The sequence below is a fragment of the Variovorax sp. Varisp41 genome (assembly GCF_047325085.1).
Lineage (GTDB): Bacteria > Pseudomonadota > Gammaproteobacteria > Burkholderiales > Burkholderiaceae_C > Variovorax.
In genome coordinates this window covers 1624052-1638788 of sequence record NZ_CP168540.1, presented here as the reverse complement: position 1 = coordinate 1638788, position 14737 = coordinate 1624052, and the positions used below count along the sequence as shown (strand labels likewise).

Genomic DNA, 14737 nt, shown 5'->3' with positions numbered 1-14737 from the left:
CGAGCTCGGGCGCGCTCAGGCGTTCTTGCCGTGCGCCTCGGTGTTGACCTGCACCAGCGCGCGGCCCGCGAAGATGCCGCCGGCCATCTCGAGCACCACGCGCTCCGCGTCGCGCCGCCGCAGCTCGTCGATCACCTCGTCGGCCTCGGTGTCGGAGGCGCCGAGCGCCAGCACGCCCTGGCGGCCGAAGGCCATCGCCGATTCGAAGGTCTCGCGGATCTGGAAGTCGACGTTGAGCTTGCCGATCTCGAGCATATGCTCGCGGTCGTAGGCGCGCACCAGCAGCTGCGCATGCGGGAACTCGGCCTTGAGCAGCTCGACGATGCGCGTGGTGGCGGCCTTGTCGTTGACGCAGACCATGATCACGCGCGCGCCGTGGGCGCCCGCGGCATGCAGCACGTCGGCGCGCGAGCCGTCGCCGTAGTAGACCTTGAAGCCGAACAGGGCGGCATCGCGGATCACCTGGGTGTCGGTGTCGATGATCGCGATCGAGGCACCGCGCGCCAGCGCGCCCTGCACCGCGATCTGTCCGAAGCGGCCGAAGCCGATCACCAGCACGTTGCCGACCAGGTCCTCGGCCTTGTCGATGCCGTCCATGGACTCGGCCGCGGCCGGCGCGAAGCGGCGGTGCGCGAGCACCACCAGCGGCGTGAGCGCCATCGAGAGCACCACCACCGCCGTCATGTTGGCGTTGACCACCGGGCTGATCACGCCCGCCGCGAGCGCGGAGGAGAACAGCACGAAGGCGAACTCGCCGCCCTGGGCCATCAGCACCGCGCGGTCGAGTGCGTCGGCGCGCGAGCTCTTCGCGAGCCGCGCCACCGCGTAGATGCACAGCGACTTCACCACCATCATCGACAGCACGCCGGCCAGGATCAGCTGCCAGTTGCGCGCCACCACCGCGAGGTCGAGCGACATGCCCACGCCGATGAAGAACAGCCCGAGCAGAAGGCCGCGGAAGGGCTCGATGTCGGCCTCGAGCTGGTGGCGGAAGGTGGATTCGGACAGCAGCACGCCCGCGATGAAGGCGCCCATGGCCATCGAAAGGCCACCGAGTTGCATCAAGAGCGCCGCGCCCAGCACCACCAGCAGCGCGGCCGCGGTCATGACCTCGCGCGCCTTCGAGTTGGCGAGCACGCGGAACAGCGGGTTGAGCAGCCAGATGCCGGCCGCCACCAGCGCCGCGAGCGCGGCCAGCGCGATGCCCACGCCGATCCAGCGCGAGCCGGCCTCGACCGCGTGCTGCGTGGCGTCGGGCGGCGCGATGAAGGCCACGATGGCCAAGAGCGGCACGATCAGCAGGTCCTCGAACAGCAGCACGGCGACGATCTTCTGGCCGCGCGGCGCCGCGATGTCGCCGCGTTCGCCGAGCAGCTGCATCACGATGGCGGTGGAGGTCAGCACGAAGCCCATCGCGCAGACGAAGGACACGGCGAGCGGGAAGCCGAAGGCCATGCCCACGCCGGTCAGCAGGAAGCCGCAGACCACCACCTGCAGGCTGCCGAGGCCGAAGATGTCGCGCCGCATGCTCCACAGGTGCGAGGGCCGCATCTCGAGGCCGATCACGAACAGGAACATCACGACGCCGAGTTCGGCCGTGTGCAGGATGGTCTGGGGATCGGTGAACAGGCCGAAGCCGAACGGGCCGATGGCCAGCCCCGCGGCCAGGTAGCCGAGCACCGAGCCGAGCCCGATGCGCTTGAACAGCGGCACCGCGACCACCGCGGCCCCCAACAGCGTCACGACCTTGACGAGATCGCCCGCGCTTCCTTCCACTGCCATGGCATGGCCCTCCTGATTTATTCGTTCGTGGCCGGCGCCGCGAAAGGCGATGCACCGGCCCTGCCGCCGCCCGGGCGCTACTTCAGCGCTTCTTCTTCGAGGGCGTGCCGCCGCGCTTCTCGCGCACCACCTGCTTGCTCGAGGCGCTGGCCGGCACCTTGCTCACGTTGCTGCCGCGCTTGACCTGCGCGACCGGCCGTCCGCGCGGACCGGCACCGCTGCCGACGCGCGCGGCCGGGGCGGCGCGCACCGGCAGGTAGACCACCACGCTGATGCCGCGCTTGAAGGCATGGTTGGGCTTGACGTCGTTCCACTCGGCGACGCTCGCGGGCTTGAGGTTGTAGCGGCGCGCGATGCTCGCCACGTTGTCGCTGCGGCCGGCCTTGACGGTGGTACGGCGCGTGACGATCTCGGGCTGGAAGCTCAGGTGGCCGCTGTCGGCCACCACCGCCGCCACGTCCTCCTTGACGCGCGCGCCGCGCGGCACGATCAACGTGGAGCCGGCCCTGATCAGCATGCGCGGCGGCACGTTGTTGAGCGCGCGCAGGTCCGACTCGCTCATGCCGGCGCGCTGGGCGGCGTCGGCCACCGTCATGGTGTTGGGCACGACCCAGGCGGTCCAGCTCGCGTACTGGCCCTGCGTGTAGGCGTCGAAGTTGCGCTGGAACACGGCGGCGTTGTCCCAGGGCAGCAGGATCTCGGAGGTGCCCGCGGCGATCAGCACCGGCTTGTGGGCCGCCGGGTTGAGCGCGCGGAAGTCCTCGATGCGCACGTCGGCGAGCTTGGCGGCCAGTTCCACGTCGAGGTCGCGCGTGAGCGGCACGGTCTGGAAGTAGGGGTGGTTGGCGATCACCGGCAGCTCGGCGTTGAAGGCCTGCGGGTTGGCCACGATGTTCTTCACCGCCTGCAGCTTGGGCACGTACATGCGGGTCTCGGCCGGCATCGTGAGGTCGCTGTAGGTGGTGGGCAGGCCCAGGCGCTGGTTCTTGGCGATAGCGCGGCTCACGCTGCCTTCGCCCCAGTTGTAGGCGGCCAGCGCGAGCTGCCAGTCGCCGAACATGTTGTAGAGCTTCTGCAGGTAGTCGAGCGCGGCGCGCGTGGAGGCCACCACGTCGCGGCGGTCGTCGCGGAAGATGTTCTGCTTGAGGTCGAAGTCGGTGCCGGTGGCCGGCATGAACTGCCACATGCCGGCGGCGCGCGCGCTCGACACGGCCTGCGGGTTGAAGGCGCTCTCGATGTAGGGCAGCAGCGCCAGCTCGGTGGGCATGTTGCGCCGCTCGAGCTCCTCGACGATGTGGAAGATGTACTTGTTCGAGCGCTCGGTCATGCGCTGGATGTAGTCGGGCCGGCTCGCATACCACTGCTCGCGGTCGCGCACGAGGTCGTTGTCGAGGTCGGGCATCTTGAAGCCGCGGCGGATGCGGTCCCACATGTCGGCCGGCGGGGCCAGCGTGACCACGCTCTGCGAGCGCGCCTCGCTGCTGGCGATGGGGGCGAGCTGGCCGCTCGGGTAGATGGGCGCGGCGCGGCTGGCGGCGAGGGAGCCGGTGCCGCCGGCGGTGGGGGAGAGGAGGGGGAGGAGGAAGACGAGGAAGAGGGGGTGCCGGTGCCCGCGCAGCCGGCGAGCAACAGGATGCCTGCGAGGCAGGCGGCAGCGGTGAGTTTCATCGGAAGTCGTTTTTCCATTGGCGCAGCGCGGCGAACACGTCGGCTTCGCCCGCGTCGGGGGACAGCTCGGCGTGCGCGCGCACCGCTCGAAGGACAGTGGCTTCGCGGCTGCGAAGAAAGGGGTTGATCCGGCGTTCGAGGGCCAGCTGCGACGGCAGCGTGGGCTCGCCCTGGGCGCGCAGGCTTTCGCAATGCGCCCGGTACTGAGTCAGGTCGGTGTTGCCGGGTTCCACCGCCTGGGCGAAGCGCAGGTTAGAAAGTGTGTACTCGTGGGCGCAGCAGACGCGGGTGTCGCCGGGCAGCGCGGCGAGCGCGTCGAGCGAGGCCAGCATCTGCGCGGGCGTGCCCTCGAACAGGCGCCCGCACCCGCCCGAGAACAGGGTGTCGCCGCAGAACAGCAGCGGCGCGCGGCCCTCGGCCGCGGGCAGGAAGTAGGCGATGTGGCCGGCCGTGTGGCCCGGCACGTCGATCACCTCGAAGCGCAGGCCCAGCGCGTCGGCATGGTCGCCCTGCACCAGCGGTGCGTAGGGCTCGGGGATGCGCTCGTGCCTCGGACCCCACACCGCGGCGCCGGTGGCGGCGCGCAGCTCGGCCACGCCGCCCGTGTGATCGGCGTGATGGTGCGTGACTAGAATCGCGGCCAGTTGCAGCTTGCCGCTTGCCAGTGCGTCGAGCACCGGCCGGGCATCGCCCGGGTCCACCACGATCGCGTTGGACCCGTCCTGCAGCATCCAGATGTAGTTGTCGGCGAAGGCGGGCAGCGGAACGAGGGTCATGAGCGGTCAAATTATAGGTTTGCAGGAGTGGTTCGCGACCCCCCCCGGACGCTACCTTCTCGCCTGGGAACAAGCCCAGTTCGACCAGGCCGTGGCCGACGTTTTCGGCTACCACGCGCTGCAGCTCGGGGCGGCCCAGGTCGAGGGCCTGCGCGCCAACCGCATGCCGCACCGCTGGCTGGCGCTCGACGACCCAGCGCACCTGGCGCAGGCGCCGCAGGCCGTGCTGCTGGCCGATTTCGCGGCGCTGCCGTTCGCGGCCAACAGCCTGGACCTGGTGGTGCTGCCGCATGCGCTCGAGCTCAGCCCCGACCCGCACGCCACCCTGCGCGAGGTCGAGCGGGTGCTGGTGCCCGAAGGCCGGGTGGTGATCTGCGGGCTCAACCCGACCAGCCTCTGGGGCATGCGGCAGCGCCGCGCGCACCTGTACCGGCGCCTGGGCTTCGGCGAACTCTTCCTGCCCGAGGGCGGCGAGTTCATCGGCTACTGGCGCATGCGCGACTGGCTGCGCCTGTTGAGCTTCGAGGTCGAGTCGGGGCGCTTCGGCGTCTACCGGCCGGCCGCGCGCAGCGAGGCCTGGCTCGAGCGCAGCCGCTGGATGGACGTGGCCGGCGAGCGCTGGTGGCCGATCTTCGGCGCGGCCTACTTCCTGGTGGCGGTCAAGCGCGTGCGCGGCATGCGCCTCTTGAGCCCCGAGTGGCGCCGCGCCAGCGCCCGCGCCACGGCGCCGGTGCCGATCGCGGGCAAGGTGCACCGGCAGGGACGCCGCGCCGACCGCGAATGACGTGAATATCGACAGTGAAGAAATGAAGGAACAGAGAGCTTGAACGAAGTCGTGATCTACACCGATGGTGCCTGCAAGGGCAATCCCGGCCCCGGGGGCTGGGGCGCCTGGCTCAAGTCGGGCCCCACCGAGAAGGAGCTGTTCGGCGGCGAGTTGAACACCACCAACAACCGCATGGAGCTCACGGCCGTGATCGAAGGCCTGGCCGCGCTCAAGCGGCCCTGCAAGGTCACGCTCTACCTCGACAGCCAGTACGTGCGCCAGGGCATCACCGAGTGGATCCGCGGCTGGAAGGCCAAGGGCTGGCTCACCTCGACCAAGCAGCCGGTGAAGAACGTCGAGCTCTGGCAGCGGCTGGACAAGCTGGTGCAGGAGGGCGGCCACGCCATCGAGTGGCGCTGGGTCAAGGGCCATTCGGGCGACCCGGGCAACGAGCGCGCCGACATGCTGGCTAACAAGGGCGTGGACAAGGCGCTCGGCCGCGGCTGAACGGGCGGCTGAGCGCGCGGCGACTACGGGTCAGCCCTCAGGGCGAAGCGCGCCTCGCGCGCTAGAGTGCCCGGGGCAGGCCTCGGGCAAGGGCATGGATGTTGCTTGAGGCGTTGCGACGGCCATCGAGAGATGGTTTCCAACCCTTCGCTCGCAGCATGCACCTCGACTACTCCACCGACACGGTCGACGACGGCCAGCGCTTCGAATACTGGAGCGACGTGGTGTGCCAGCACCTGATCCCGGCCAAGAGCGTGGTGCCCGACCGCGAGCATTTCAACGCGCGCTTCCGGCTGCGCTCGCTCGGCAAGCTCGCGCTGGCCGAGATGTCCTCGCCGCGCCATGTCTGGGAGCGCGATGCCCAGCACCTGCGCAGCGGTCCCAACGAGGACTTCATGCTGAGCCTGATGGTGTCGGGCCACGGCGTGCTCTCGCAGTCGGGGCGGGAAGTGGTGCAGCGCAACGGCGACATCGTGCTCTACGACGCCGCGCGGCCCTTCAGCTTCGACCTCGCGCCCGAGTCCACGCTGCTGGTTCGCATTCCGCGCCGGCAACTGCTGTGCCGTTTTCCCGAGGCCCACAACCTCACGGCGATGCACCTGGCCGAGGGCCATCCCACGGCGCGGCTGCTCGGCCACATGATCCGCGAGGCGGCGAGCCTCGAGCTCTCGGGCAGCGAGGCCATGGAGGCCAGCCTCGCGGGTTCGATGCTCGACATGCTCTCGGCCGTGCTGCAGGTGCAGAGCGACGGCGCCGAGGCCGCGCTGTCCTCGCATGCCCAGCTCTACCAGCGCACGCGCGAGTACATCGCCGCGCACCTCGACGACTGCGAGCTCGACGTGGAGCAGATCGCCGCGGCGCAGCACGTGTCGGCGCGCACGCTGGCGCGCGTGTTCGCCGAATACGGCAGCACGCCGATCCAGCACCTGTGGAAGCAGCGGCTCGAGGCCAGCCACGCGGCGCTCAGCGAAGGCCGGGTGCGGCAGGTCACGCAGGCCGCGTTCCAGTACGGCTTCAGCGACCTCTCGCATTTCTGCCGCGTGTTCAAGAAGGCCTACGGCGTGACGCCGCAGACCCTGCTGCGCCGCCACTGAGCGCGGCACTCCGTGGCTGGCGGTTCCAGCCCATCGCGATGGCAGGCGCAGCCAAGCCGCGAACCGCGTCGTTGCCTATCGTGAAGCCAGCCCCCAGACGGGCGCTTCACGCAAGGAAACGACGATGCCTTCCCCCTCATCCGCCCCCTCCGATGCCCCGCCGGCGATCGACACCGCCGCGCTGGCGCGCTGCGCCGGCCTCGACCTGAGCCCCGAGCGGCTGGCCGCGGTCGATGCCGTGCTGCAGGCCTGGATTCCCGCCGCCAATGCGCTCAGCGCGCAGATGAGCGATCCCGCGCGGCAGGCGCTGATGCCGGTCACGGCCTTCACGCATGCGCACGAGCTGCCGGAGGAGGGCGCATGAGCGCCGCGCCGGGCCGCCCCAAGCAAGCTCGCACCGCAGTGCGAAGCACGGAGGTACTTCGATGAACGACATCGCGAACCTGGGCTTGGCCGAAGCCGCGCGCCTGGTGCGCGCGCGCAAGGTCTCGCCGGTGGAACTGGTCGAGGCCTCGCTCGCGCGCATCCGCGCCCACGACGACGTGCTCAGGTCCTTCATCACCGTGTTCGAGGAACAGGCGCTGCAGGTCGCGCGCGCGGCCGAGATGCTGTCGGCAGCGGGCCACGAGCTCGGCCCGCTGCATGGCGTGCCGCTCGCGCTCAAGGACAACGTCGCGCTGCGCGGCAGCCGCACCACGGCCGGCAGCAAGCTGCTGGCCGACTGGGTGCCCGAGGCCGACGCCACTGTCGCCACGCGGTTGCGCCAGGCCGGCGCAGTCTTCATCGGCAAGACCAACATGCACGAGTTCGCCTGGGGCGGCACCTCGGCCAACCCGCACTACGGCGCGGTGCGCAACCCCTGGGACACCGATCGCTTCCCGGCCGGCTCCAGCGGCGGTTCGGCCGTGGCGGTGGCCGCGCGCCTGTGCTTCGGCGCCATCGGCACCGACACCGGCGGCTCGATCCGGCTGCCCTCGGCCATCAACGGCATCGTCGGGCTGCGGCCCACCTACGGCCGGGTCAGCAACCACGGCGTGATCCCGCTGGCCTGGAGCATGGACACGGTGGGCCCGATGGCCCGCAGCGTGGAGGACTGTGCGCTGATGTTCGGCGCCATCGCGGGCTTCGATCCGAAGGACGCGGCCAGCGCGCCGCGCGCGGTGGACGACTACCTGCAGGACCTCGAGGGCGGCTGCCGCCACCTGCGCATCGGCATCGTGCCGGGCTACTTCTTCGAGCATCTGCAGGCACCGGTGCACGACGCCGTGCAGGCCGCGATCGCGGCCTTCGTCGAACTCGGCGCGCAGGTGGTCGAGGTCGACATCGGCCACATCCACGGCAACATCTCGGCCCAGCTCACCATCGAGTCGGCCGAGCCCAGCACCTACCACCAGCGCAGCCTGCGCGAGCGGCCCGGCGACTACGGCGACGACGTGCGCACCCTGCTCGAGGCCGGCGAGATGCTGCTGGCCACCCACTACCTGCAGGCGCAGCGCTACCGCGCGCTGTTGCGCGCCGAGTTCCTCGAGGCCTTCCGCCGGGTCGACGTGTTCGTCTGTCCCTCGCTGCCCTTCGCGGCCACGCGCATCGGCGAAACCAGCGTGGAGATCGAGCCGGGCCGGCCCGAGGACATGCTGTCCGCGATCATGCAGTTCACCGGCGTGGCCAGCCTCACGGGCCTGCCCTCGCTCAACGTGCCCTGCGGCTTCGATCCCGACGGCCTGCCGATCGGCATGCAGCTGATCGGCCGGCCCTTCGCCGAGGCCGCGCTGCTGCGCGCGGGCCATGCGTTCCAGCAGGCCACCGATTTCCACCGCCGCGCGCCCGCGCTGGCCTGAAAGCGCCAACCCACCCACGACTGGCCGCGCCAGCACATCGCGATGGCGCTGCGAGCCAAGCCGCGAAGGCGGCGCTTCTATACCTTCGATGTCGGCGTCTTCCTACAGGCCGACCCCTTTTCCATCCCCAACGAACGGAGCCTCCACACCATGCCGAACACCGATCTGCACTACCTCGAACTGCTCGAAGTCGGCCGCCTGATCCAGTCGAAGGAACTCTCGAGCGTCGAGGTCACGCAGGCCCAGCTCGATCGCATCGGGCAGGTCGACGGCGGCCTGCGCAGCTATGTGCGCGTGATGGCCGATTCGGCGCTGGCCGAGGCCAAACGCGCCGACGCCGAGATCGCGCGCGGCGAATCGCGCGGCCCGCTGCACGGCGTGCCGGTGGCGGTGAAGGACCTGTGCTGGACCGCGGGCGTGCCCACGGCCGCCGGCATGACGCTCTACCAGGACTTCGTGCCCGAGGTCGACGGCACCGTGGTGCGCAAGCTGCGCGAGGCCGGTGCGCCGATCCTCGGCAAGCTGCAGCTCACCGAGAGCGCCTATGCCGACCACCATCCGAGCGTGTCGCCGCCGGTCAATCCTTGGAACGCGGCGCACTGGCCGGGCGTGTCCTCCAGCGGCTCGGGCGTGGCCACCGCGGCGGGCCTGTGCTACGGCTCGCTGGGCACCGACACGGGAGGATCGATCCGCTTTCCCTCGGCTGCCAATGGCCTCACCGGCCTGAAGCCGACCTGGGGCCGCGTGAGCCGCCACGGCGCCTTCGAGCTCGCCGCCACGCTCGACCACATCGGCCCGATGACGCGCAGCGCCGCCGATGCGGGCGCGATGCTCGGCGCCATCGCGGGCGCCGACGCGAACGATCCCACCGCCAGCCTGCTGCCGGTGCCCGACTACCTGGCCGACATCGGCAAGGGCCTGGCCGGCCTGCGCGTGGGCATCGACCTGCGCTGGGCCACCGAGGGCGTGGACGCGCCGACGCGCGAGGTCTTCGATGCCGCCGTCGCCGCGGTGAAGACGCTGGGCGGCGAACTGCGCGAGGTGCGCTTTCCCGATCCGGCGCAGGCGCTGGCCGACTGGTTCCCGCTGTGCGGCATCGAGGCCGCGGTGGTGCACGAGAAGACCTATCCGGCGCGCAAGGAGATGTACGGCCCGGCCGTGGCCGGCCTGATCGAGCTGGGGCTGGCGCAAAGCGGCACCGACTACCAGAAGATCGTGCTGCACCGCCACGACTTCAGCGGCCGCGTGCGCGCGATGTTCGAGGACATCGACCTGCTCTTGATCCCGGCCACCGGCATCGCTTCGCCGACCATGGAGCGCATGGCGCAGATGGGCGTCGACGCCGAGCTGATGGCCGCGATGCTGCGCTACACCTGCCCGTTCGACATGACCGGCAGCCCCACGATCACGCTGCCCGGCGGCTTCACGCCCGCGGGCATGCCGGTGGCCTTCCAGTTCGTGTCGCGCCACTTCGACGAGGCGCTGCTGGTGCGCGCCGGCGCGGCCTTCCAGCAGCTCACCGACTGGCACCGCCGCCATCCCGCGCTGTGAGCGCCGCGGGCTTCCCATTCCTTCGTTCTCCCTCGTTCTTTTTCTCTTCCCTCGAAAGCACCACCATGACACTACGCAATGCGCTTCTCTCCCTGGGCTGCACGCTGGCGCTGGCCACCTCGGCGATGGCCGCCGATCCGCTGAAGATCGGCCTGATGGAAGACGTCTCGGGCGACCTCGCCGTGCTCGGCAAGCCCAAGCTCAACGGCTCGCTGCTGGCCGTGGAGGAGATCAACAAGGCCGGCGGCATCATGGGCCGGCAGATCGAGCTGATCCACCTCGATCCTCAGGGCGACAACGCGCGTTACCAGGAGTTCACGCGGCGCCTGCTGAGCAAGGACAAGGTCGACCTGCTGATCGGCGGCATCACCTCGGCCTCGCGCGAGGCGGTGCGCCCGATCGTCGACCGCACGCAGACGCCGTACTTCTATACCAACCAGTACGAAGGCGGCGTGTGCGACGCCAACATGATCAGCATGGGCGCGGTGCCCGAGCAGCAGTTCTCCACGCTGATCCCCTACATGGTCCAGACCTTCGGCAAGAAGGTCTACGTGGTGGCGGCCGACTACAACTTCGGCCAGATCTCCGCCGAGTGGAACCGCACCATCCTCAAGGACCTGGGCGGCACCGTGGTGGGCGAGGAGTTCATCCCGCTGGGCGTGTCGCAGTTCGCGCAGACGATCCAGAACATCCAGAAGGCCAAGCCCGACTGGCTGCTGATGCTCAACGTGGGTGCGGCGCAGGACTCCTTCTTCGAGCAGGCCGCGGCCGCCAAGCTGAACCTGCCGATGGGCTCGTCGGTGAAGGTGATGCTGGGCTTCGAGCACAAGCGCTTCGCGCCGCCCGCGCTCAACCGCATGCATGCCACGGCCAACTGGTTCGAGGAGATCGACACGCCCGCGGCCACCGAGTTCAAGAAGCGCTGGCATGCCAAGTTCCCGAACGAGCCCTACATCAACGACATGGGCTACAACGCCTACAACGCGCTCTACATGTACAAGACGCTGGTCGAGAAGGCCAAGTCGACCAAGCTGGCCGACCTGCGCAAGGTGATCGCCGCCGGCGACGCCTGCATCGAGGCCGCCGAGGGCAAGGTCTGCATCGATCCCAAGAGCCAGCACGTGTCGCACCAGATGCGGCTGATCTCGGTCGACGACAAGCATGCGGTGAAGGTGCTCAAGGACTACGGGACCATCCAGCCCTACTGGCTCGGCCAGATCGGCTGCGACCTGACGAAGAAGAACGACCGCAAGCAGTACACGCCCTCGGACCTGCCGAAGAAGTCCTGAGCGCGTTTGCAGCAGCCAGCCACTGACCGGGAGCCGCGGTGTTCGCCGAAATCTTCTCCTTCCTCTACCAGTTCGCCGACGTGTTCGCGTTCCTCATCCTCTCGGCGGCCGGCCTGGCCGTGGTGTTCGGGATGATGGGCGTGATCAACATGGCGCACGGCGAGTTCATCATGTGCGGCGCCTACGTCACCGTGGGCCTGGTGCACGGCGGGCTGCCGCTGCCGCTCGCGCAGCTGTGCGGCACGCTCGCGGCCGGCCTGATCGGCATGGCCGTGGAGTGGAGCCTGGTGCGCAAGCTCTACAAGCGGCCGCTCGACTCGCTGCTCGCCACCTTCGGCCTGAGCCTGATCGTCACGCAGGGCATGCTGCTGGTGTTCGGCTCCACGCTCGCGGGCGTGGGCACGCCCGAAGGCAGCTTCAGCGTGGGCGGCTACAGCTTCTCGGTCTACCGGCTGGTGCTGTTCGCGGCCGCGGTGGCGGTGCTCGGCGGCATCTACCTGGTCTTCATGCGCACCCGCTTCGGCGTGCATGCGCGCGCCACCATGCAGAACGCCTCGATCGCGCAGGCCACCGGCGTGCGCGTGGGCCGCGTGTACGCGCTGAGCTTCGGCATCGGCGCCGGTCTCGCGGGGCTGTGCGGCGCGCTCTATGCGCCGACCATGACCCTGATCCCGACCATGGGCGCGGCCTTCCTGGTCGAGAGCTTCGTCACGGTGGTGGTGGGCGGCGCCAACGTGCTGCTGGGCACCGCGCCGGCCGGCATCCTGCTCGCGGTCATCCGCACCGGCCTCAACGGCTGGGGCGGCCAGATCGTGGGCCAGATCGGAATGCTGCTGGCGGTGATCGTGGTGATCCGCATCCTGCCCGAAGGGGTGTCGGGCTGGCTGGCCCGGCGCACCCGCTGAACGGCGTCTTCCCCTGCACGGAGTCCTTCTCGCATGTTCCAACTCATCAACGGGCCGCAGACGCTGGGTGCCAGCCGCGTCTTCTGGCTTCCCTTCCTCGCCGTGCTGGTCCTGGTGCTCGCGTACCCGGCCGTCGCCGATTCCTACGACGTCGGCAACATGGCGTACCTGCTGACCTGGACCTTCATGGCCATGGGCCTGTGCCTGGTCTGGGGCTACGGCGGCATGCTGTCCTTCGGCCAGACCTTCTTCTTCGGCGTGGCCGGCTACGGCTACGGCGTGCTGGCCACCAACCTGGGCGGCGAGTCGGGCACCACCTTCCTCGCGCTGGCGCTGGCCCTCGGCCTGGCCGCGCTGGCGGCGGCGGTGCTCGGCTACTTCATGATCTGGGGCCGCGTGGGCGGCGTGTTCTTCGGCATCGTCACCTTGTCGGCCACGCTGGTGCTGGCCTTCTTCCTCGGCCAGACGGCCGGGCCCGAATGGCACATCGGCAACGCGCGGCTCAACGGCTTCAACGGCATGAAGGACATGGCGCCGCTGAACATCCCGTGGTTCGGCGGCGAGCCGCTGTTCTTCGAGGGCGTGGCGCTGTACTACCTGGTGGTGGCGCTGATCCTCGTGGTCTACCTGGGCCTGCGCATCCTGCTGAACTCGCGCTTCGGCAACGTGGTGGTGGCGGTGCGCGAGGACCCGCAGCGCGCCGAGCTGCTCGGCTACGACGTGCGCAAGTACCAGCTCGCCACCTTCGTGATCGGCTCCGCGCTGGCGGGCCTGAGCGGCGTGCTCTACACCTCCTGGGGCCAGTTCATCACGCCCGCGAGCATCGGCCTGCCGGCCGCGGCGATGCCGATCGTCTGGGTCGCGTTCTCGGGCCGTGGCGACATCACGGCCACGCTGGTCGGTTCGTTCCTGGTGCTCTGGGCCTTCCAGGCGCTGACGGTCTACAGCCAGCAGGCGGCGCTGCTGCTGATGGGCGCGATGCTGCTGTGCACCGTGATGGTGGCGCCGCAGGGCTTCGTGATCGGCGTGGCGAACGCGGTGCGGCGGCTGTTCGCGCGGCGCGGTGCACCCAAGGCCGCGGCGCCGTCGAAGCTGCCCGAAGCCACGACCGCGGAGGTGCGCGCATGACCGAGGTCTTGTTGCAGACCCACGGCCTGTCGAAGCGCTTCGGCGGCCATGCGGCCGTGTCGGAGGTCGACCTCTCGGTGCGCCGCGGCGAGATCCATTGCCTGATCGGGCCCAACGGCGCGGGCAAGAGCACGCTGTTCAAGCTGATCGTCGGCACCCACGAGGCCAGCGAGGGCCGCATCGAGTTCCAGGGCCGCGAGGTGACGGACGAGCGGCCCTATCAGCGCGTGCAGCAGGGCATGAGCATCAAGATGCAGGCGCCCAGCGTGTTCCGCGAGCTGCCAGTGCGGCAGAACATCCACATCGCGCTGCAGCACCATGCGCGGCTGGCCGAGCTGCGGCGCGAGGAGGACCGGCTGCTCGAGCTGCTGGACCTCGCGGCCGATGCCGACAAGCCCGCGGGCGAGCTGGCGCACGGCCAGCAGCAGTGGCTGGAGATCGGCATGGCGCTGGCGCTCAAGCCGGTGCTGCTGCTGATGGACGAGCCCACGGCCGGGCTGTCGCCCGAGGAGACCTTCAAGACCGGCGAGCTGATCCAGAAGCTCAATGCCGAGGGCATGACGGTGCTGGTGGTCGAGCACGACATGGCCTTCATCCGCCAGATCGCGCAGCGCGTGACCGTGCTGCACTTCGGCAAGGTGTTCGCCGAGGGCTCGATCGCCGAGGTGATCGCCGATCCGCGCGTGGCCGAGATCTACCTGGGGAAGACGCATGAACACCACTGAGACCGTGCTCGAGATCCGCGGCCTGCAGGCCGGCTATGGCGCCACGCCGATCCTCCAGGGCGTCGACCTGGCGGTGGGCAAGGGCGAGATCGTGGCGCTGATCGGGCGCAACGGCGTGGGCAAGACCACCACCATGCGCTGCCTGATGGGCCTGTTGCGCACGCGCGGCGGCGGCGTCCGCTTCCTGGGGCGCGACATCGAGACCCTGTCCAGCGATGCGCGCGCGCGGCTGGGCATCGGCTATGTGCCGCAGGGGCGCGAGGTGTTCCCGCGCATGACGGTGGCCGAGAACCTGATGGTGGGCGAACTGATCGGCGGCCCGCGCGGCAAGAAGCAGCCCGAGCTGGTCTACCAGTACTTCCCGCGCCTGGCCGAGCGCCGCGACCAGCTCGCCGGCACCATGTCGGGCGGCGAGCAGCAGCAGCTCGCCATCGGCCGCGCGCTGGTGGGCAACCCGGCGCTGATGCTGCTCGACGAACCCTCGGAGGGCATCCAGCCCTCGATCGTGCAGCTGATCTGCGACGTGCTGCGCGCGATCCGCCGCGACCTCGGCACCACCATCCTGTTCGTCGAGCAGAACCTCGACACCATCCTCGACGTGGGCGAGCGCGCCTACGTGATGGAGAAGGGCCGCATCGTCGGGCGCATCGAGCCCGGCGCCATGAACGCGCAGGCGGTGCGCGAGCACCTCTCGCTGTGAAGCAACCC

General features: G+C 70.0%; 13 protein-coding genes and 1 pseudogene. 11 read left to right on the top strand and 3 right to left on the bottom strand.

The genetic code is table 11. The features are described 5' to 3' along the window. Positions 1–15: 15 nt before the first annotated feature. The 3 genes and pseudogenes from ACEN9J_RS07640 to gloB all read right to left on the bottom strand — a co-directional run bounded on the left by ACEN9J_RS07640 (position 16) and on the right by gloB (position 4226). Positions 16–1782: a monovalent cation:proton antiporter-2 (CPA2) family protein gene (locus ACEN9J_RS07640; RefSeq protein WP_057594208.1), complete on the bottom strand. Its 1767-nt coding sequence runs from the start codon at positions 1780–1782 to the stop codon at positions 16–18. 82 nt (positions 1783–1864) lie between these two features. Then, positions 1865–3450 (bottom strand): annotated as a pseudogene (locus ACEN9J_RS07635) (transglycosylase SLT domain-containing protein). Beyond that, on the bottom strand, positions 3447–4226 hold the full coding sequence (gene gloB, locus ACEN9J_RS07630) for a hydroxyacylglutathione hydrolase (protein ID WP_093341338.1): 780 nt from the start codon (positions 4224–4226) through the stop codon (positions 3447–3449). Before gloB ends, ACEN9J_RS07635 begins: the two are co-directional and overlap by 4 nt. Between gloB and ACEN9J_RS07625 the strand changes: the two genes are divergently transcribed. The 11 genes from ACEN9J_RS07625 to ACEN9J_RS07575 all read left to right on the top strand — a co-directional run bounded on the left by ACEN9J_RS07625 (position 4225) and on the right by ACEN9J_RS07575 (position 14729). Further along, a complete protein-coding gene (locus ACEN9J_RS07625) occupies positions 4225–5010 on the top strand; it encodes a class I SAM-dependent methyltransferase (protein ID WP_261213878.1) in 786 nt (261 codons plus the stop codon). The two genes, gloB and ACEN9J_RS07625, sit on opposite strands and share 2 nt — an antisense overlap. Before the next feature lie 39 nt (positions 5011–5049). Beyond that, positions 5050–5499 (top strand): ribonuclease HI, encoded by a 450-nt coding sequence (gene rnhA / locus ACEN9J_RS07620; RefSeq protein WP_057594204.1) that lies wholly within the window; start codon positions 5050–5052, stop codon positions 5497–5499. A 158-nt stretch (positions 5500–5657) separates the two neighbouring features. After that, positions 5658–6593 carry a helix-turn-helix domain-containing protein gene (locus tag ACEN9J_RS07615; RefSeq protein WP_413763726.1) on the top strand — a complete coding sequence of 312 codons (936 nt, stop codon included), beginning with the start codon at positions 5658–5660 and terminating at the stop codon, positions 6591–6593. Between the two features lie 124 nt (positions 6594–6717). Continuing rightward, positions 6718–6957, top strand: a complete 240-nt coding sequence (locus tag ACEN9J_RS07610; RefSeq protein WP_093341346.1) for a hypothetical protein — start codon at positions 6718–6720, stop codon at positions 6955–6957. Positions 6958–7018: 61 nt separating this feature from the next. Further along, positions 7019–8431, top strand: a complete 1413-nt coding sequence (locus tag ACEN9J_RS07605; protein ID WP_413763725.1) for an amidase — start codon at positions 7019–7021, stop codon at positions 8429–8431. Positions 8432–8581: 150 nt separating this feature from the next. Next, positions 8582–9982, top strand: a complete 1401-nt coding sequence (locus tag ACEN9J_RS07600) for an amidase (protein WP_413763724.1) — start codon at positions 8582–8584, stop codon at positions 9980–9982. A gap of 65 nt (positions 9983–10047) precedes the next feature. Next, complete coding sequence (locus ACEN9J_RS07595) at positions 10048–11271, top strand: urea ABC transporter substrate-binding protein (protein WP_057592525.1); 1224 nt, start codon at positions 10048–10050, stop codon at positions 11269–11271. 38 nt (positions 11272–11309) lie between these two features. Then, the gene (locus ACEN9J_RS07590) at positions 11310–12176 is read left to right on the top strand and encodes an ABC transporter permease subunit (protein WP_057592524.1); all 867 of its coding nucleotides are present in this window, start codon (positions 11310–11312) and stop codon (positions 12174–12176) included. A gap of 33 nt (positions 12177–12209) precedes the next feature. After that, entirely contained in the window at positions 12210–13304 is a 1095-nt protein-coding gene (locus ACEN9J_RS07585; RefSeq protein WP_413763723.1) for a branched-chain amino acid ABC transporter permease, read from the top strand. Further along, entirely contained in the window at positions 13301–14029 is a 729-nt protein-coding gene (locus ACEN9J_RS07580) for an ABC transporter ATP-binding protein (RefSeq protein ID WP_413763722.1), read from the top strand. The genes ACEN9J_RS07585 and ACEN9J_RS07580 overlap by 4 nt, the downstream gene beginning before the upstream one ends. Next, complete coding sequence (locus ACEN9J_RS07575) at positions 14016–14729, top strand: ABC transporter ATP-binding protein (protein WP_413763721.1); 714 nt, start codon at positions 14016–14018, stop codon at positions 14727–14729. The genes ACEN9J_RS07580 and ACEN9J_RS07575 overlap by 14 nt, the downstream gene beginning before the upstream one ends. Positions 14730–14737 lie beyond the last annotated feature (8 nt).

Bases quoted from the DNA above. Each gene is read 5' to 3' on its own strand.
- ACEN9J_RS07640 (WP_057594208.1), bottom strand. From the start codon at position 1,782: ATGGCAGTGGAAGGAAGCGCGGGCGATCTCGTCAAGGTCGTGACGCTG.
- ACEN9J_RS07625 (WP_261213878.1), top strand. From the start codon at position 4,225: ATGAGCGGTCAAATTATAGGTTTGCAGGAGTGGTTCGCGACCCCCCCC.
- gloB (WP_093341338.1), bottom strand. From the start codon at position 4,226: ATGACCCTCGTTCCGCTGCCCGCCTTCGCCGACAACTACATCTGGATG.
- ACEN9J_RS07615 (WP_413763726.1), top strand. From the start codon at position 5,658: ATGCACCTCGACTACTCCACCGACACGGTCGACGACGGCCAGCGCTTC.
- ACEN9J_RS07610 (WP_093341346.1), top strand. From the start codon at position 6,718: ATGCCTTCCCCCTCATCCGCCCCCTCCGATGCCCCGCCGGCGATCGAC.
- ACEN9J_RS07605 (WP_413763725.1), top strand. From the start codon at position 7,019: ATGAACGACATCGCGAACCTGGGCTTGGCCGAAGCCGCGCGCCTGGTG.
- ACEN9J_RS07600 (WP_413763724.1), top strand. From the start codon at position 8,582: ATGCCGAACACCGATCTGCACTACCTCGAACTGCTCGAAGTCGGCCGC.
- ACEN9J_RS07595 (WP_057592525.1), top strand. From the start codon at position 10,048: ATGACACTACGCAATGCGCTTCTCTCCCTGGGCTGCACGCTGGCGCTG.
- ACEN9J_RS07585 (WP_413763723.1), top strand. From the start codon at position 12,210: ATGTTCCAACTCATCAACGGGCCGCAGACGCTGGGTGCCAGCCGCGTC.
- ACEN9J_RS07580 (WP_413763722.1), top strand. From the start codon at position 13,301: ATGACCGAGGTCTTGTTGCAGACCCACGGCCTGTCGAAGCGCTTCGGC.
- ACEN9J_RS07575 (WP_413763721.1), top strand. From the start codon at position 14,016: ATGAACACCACTGAGACCGTGCTCGAGATCCGCGGCCTGCAGGCCGGC.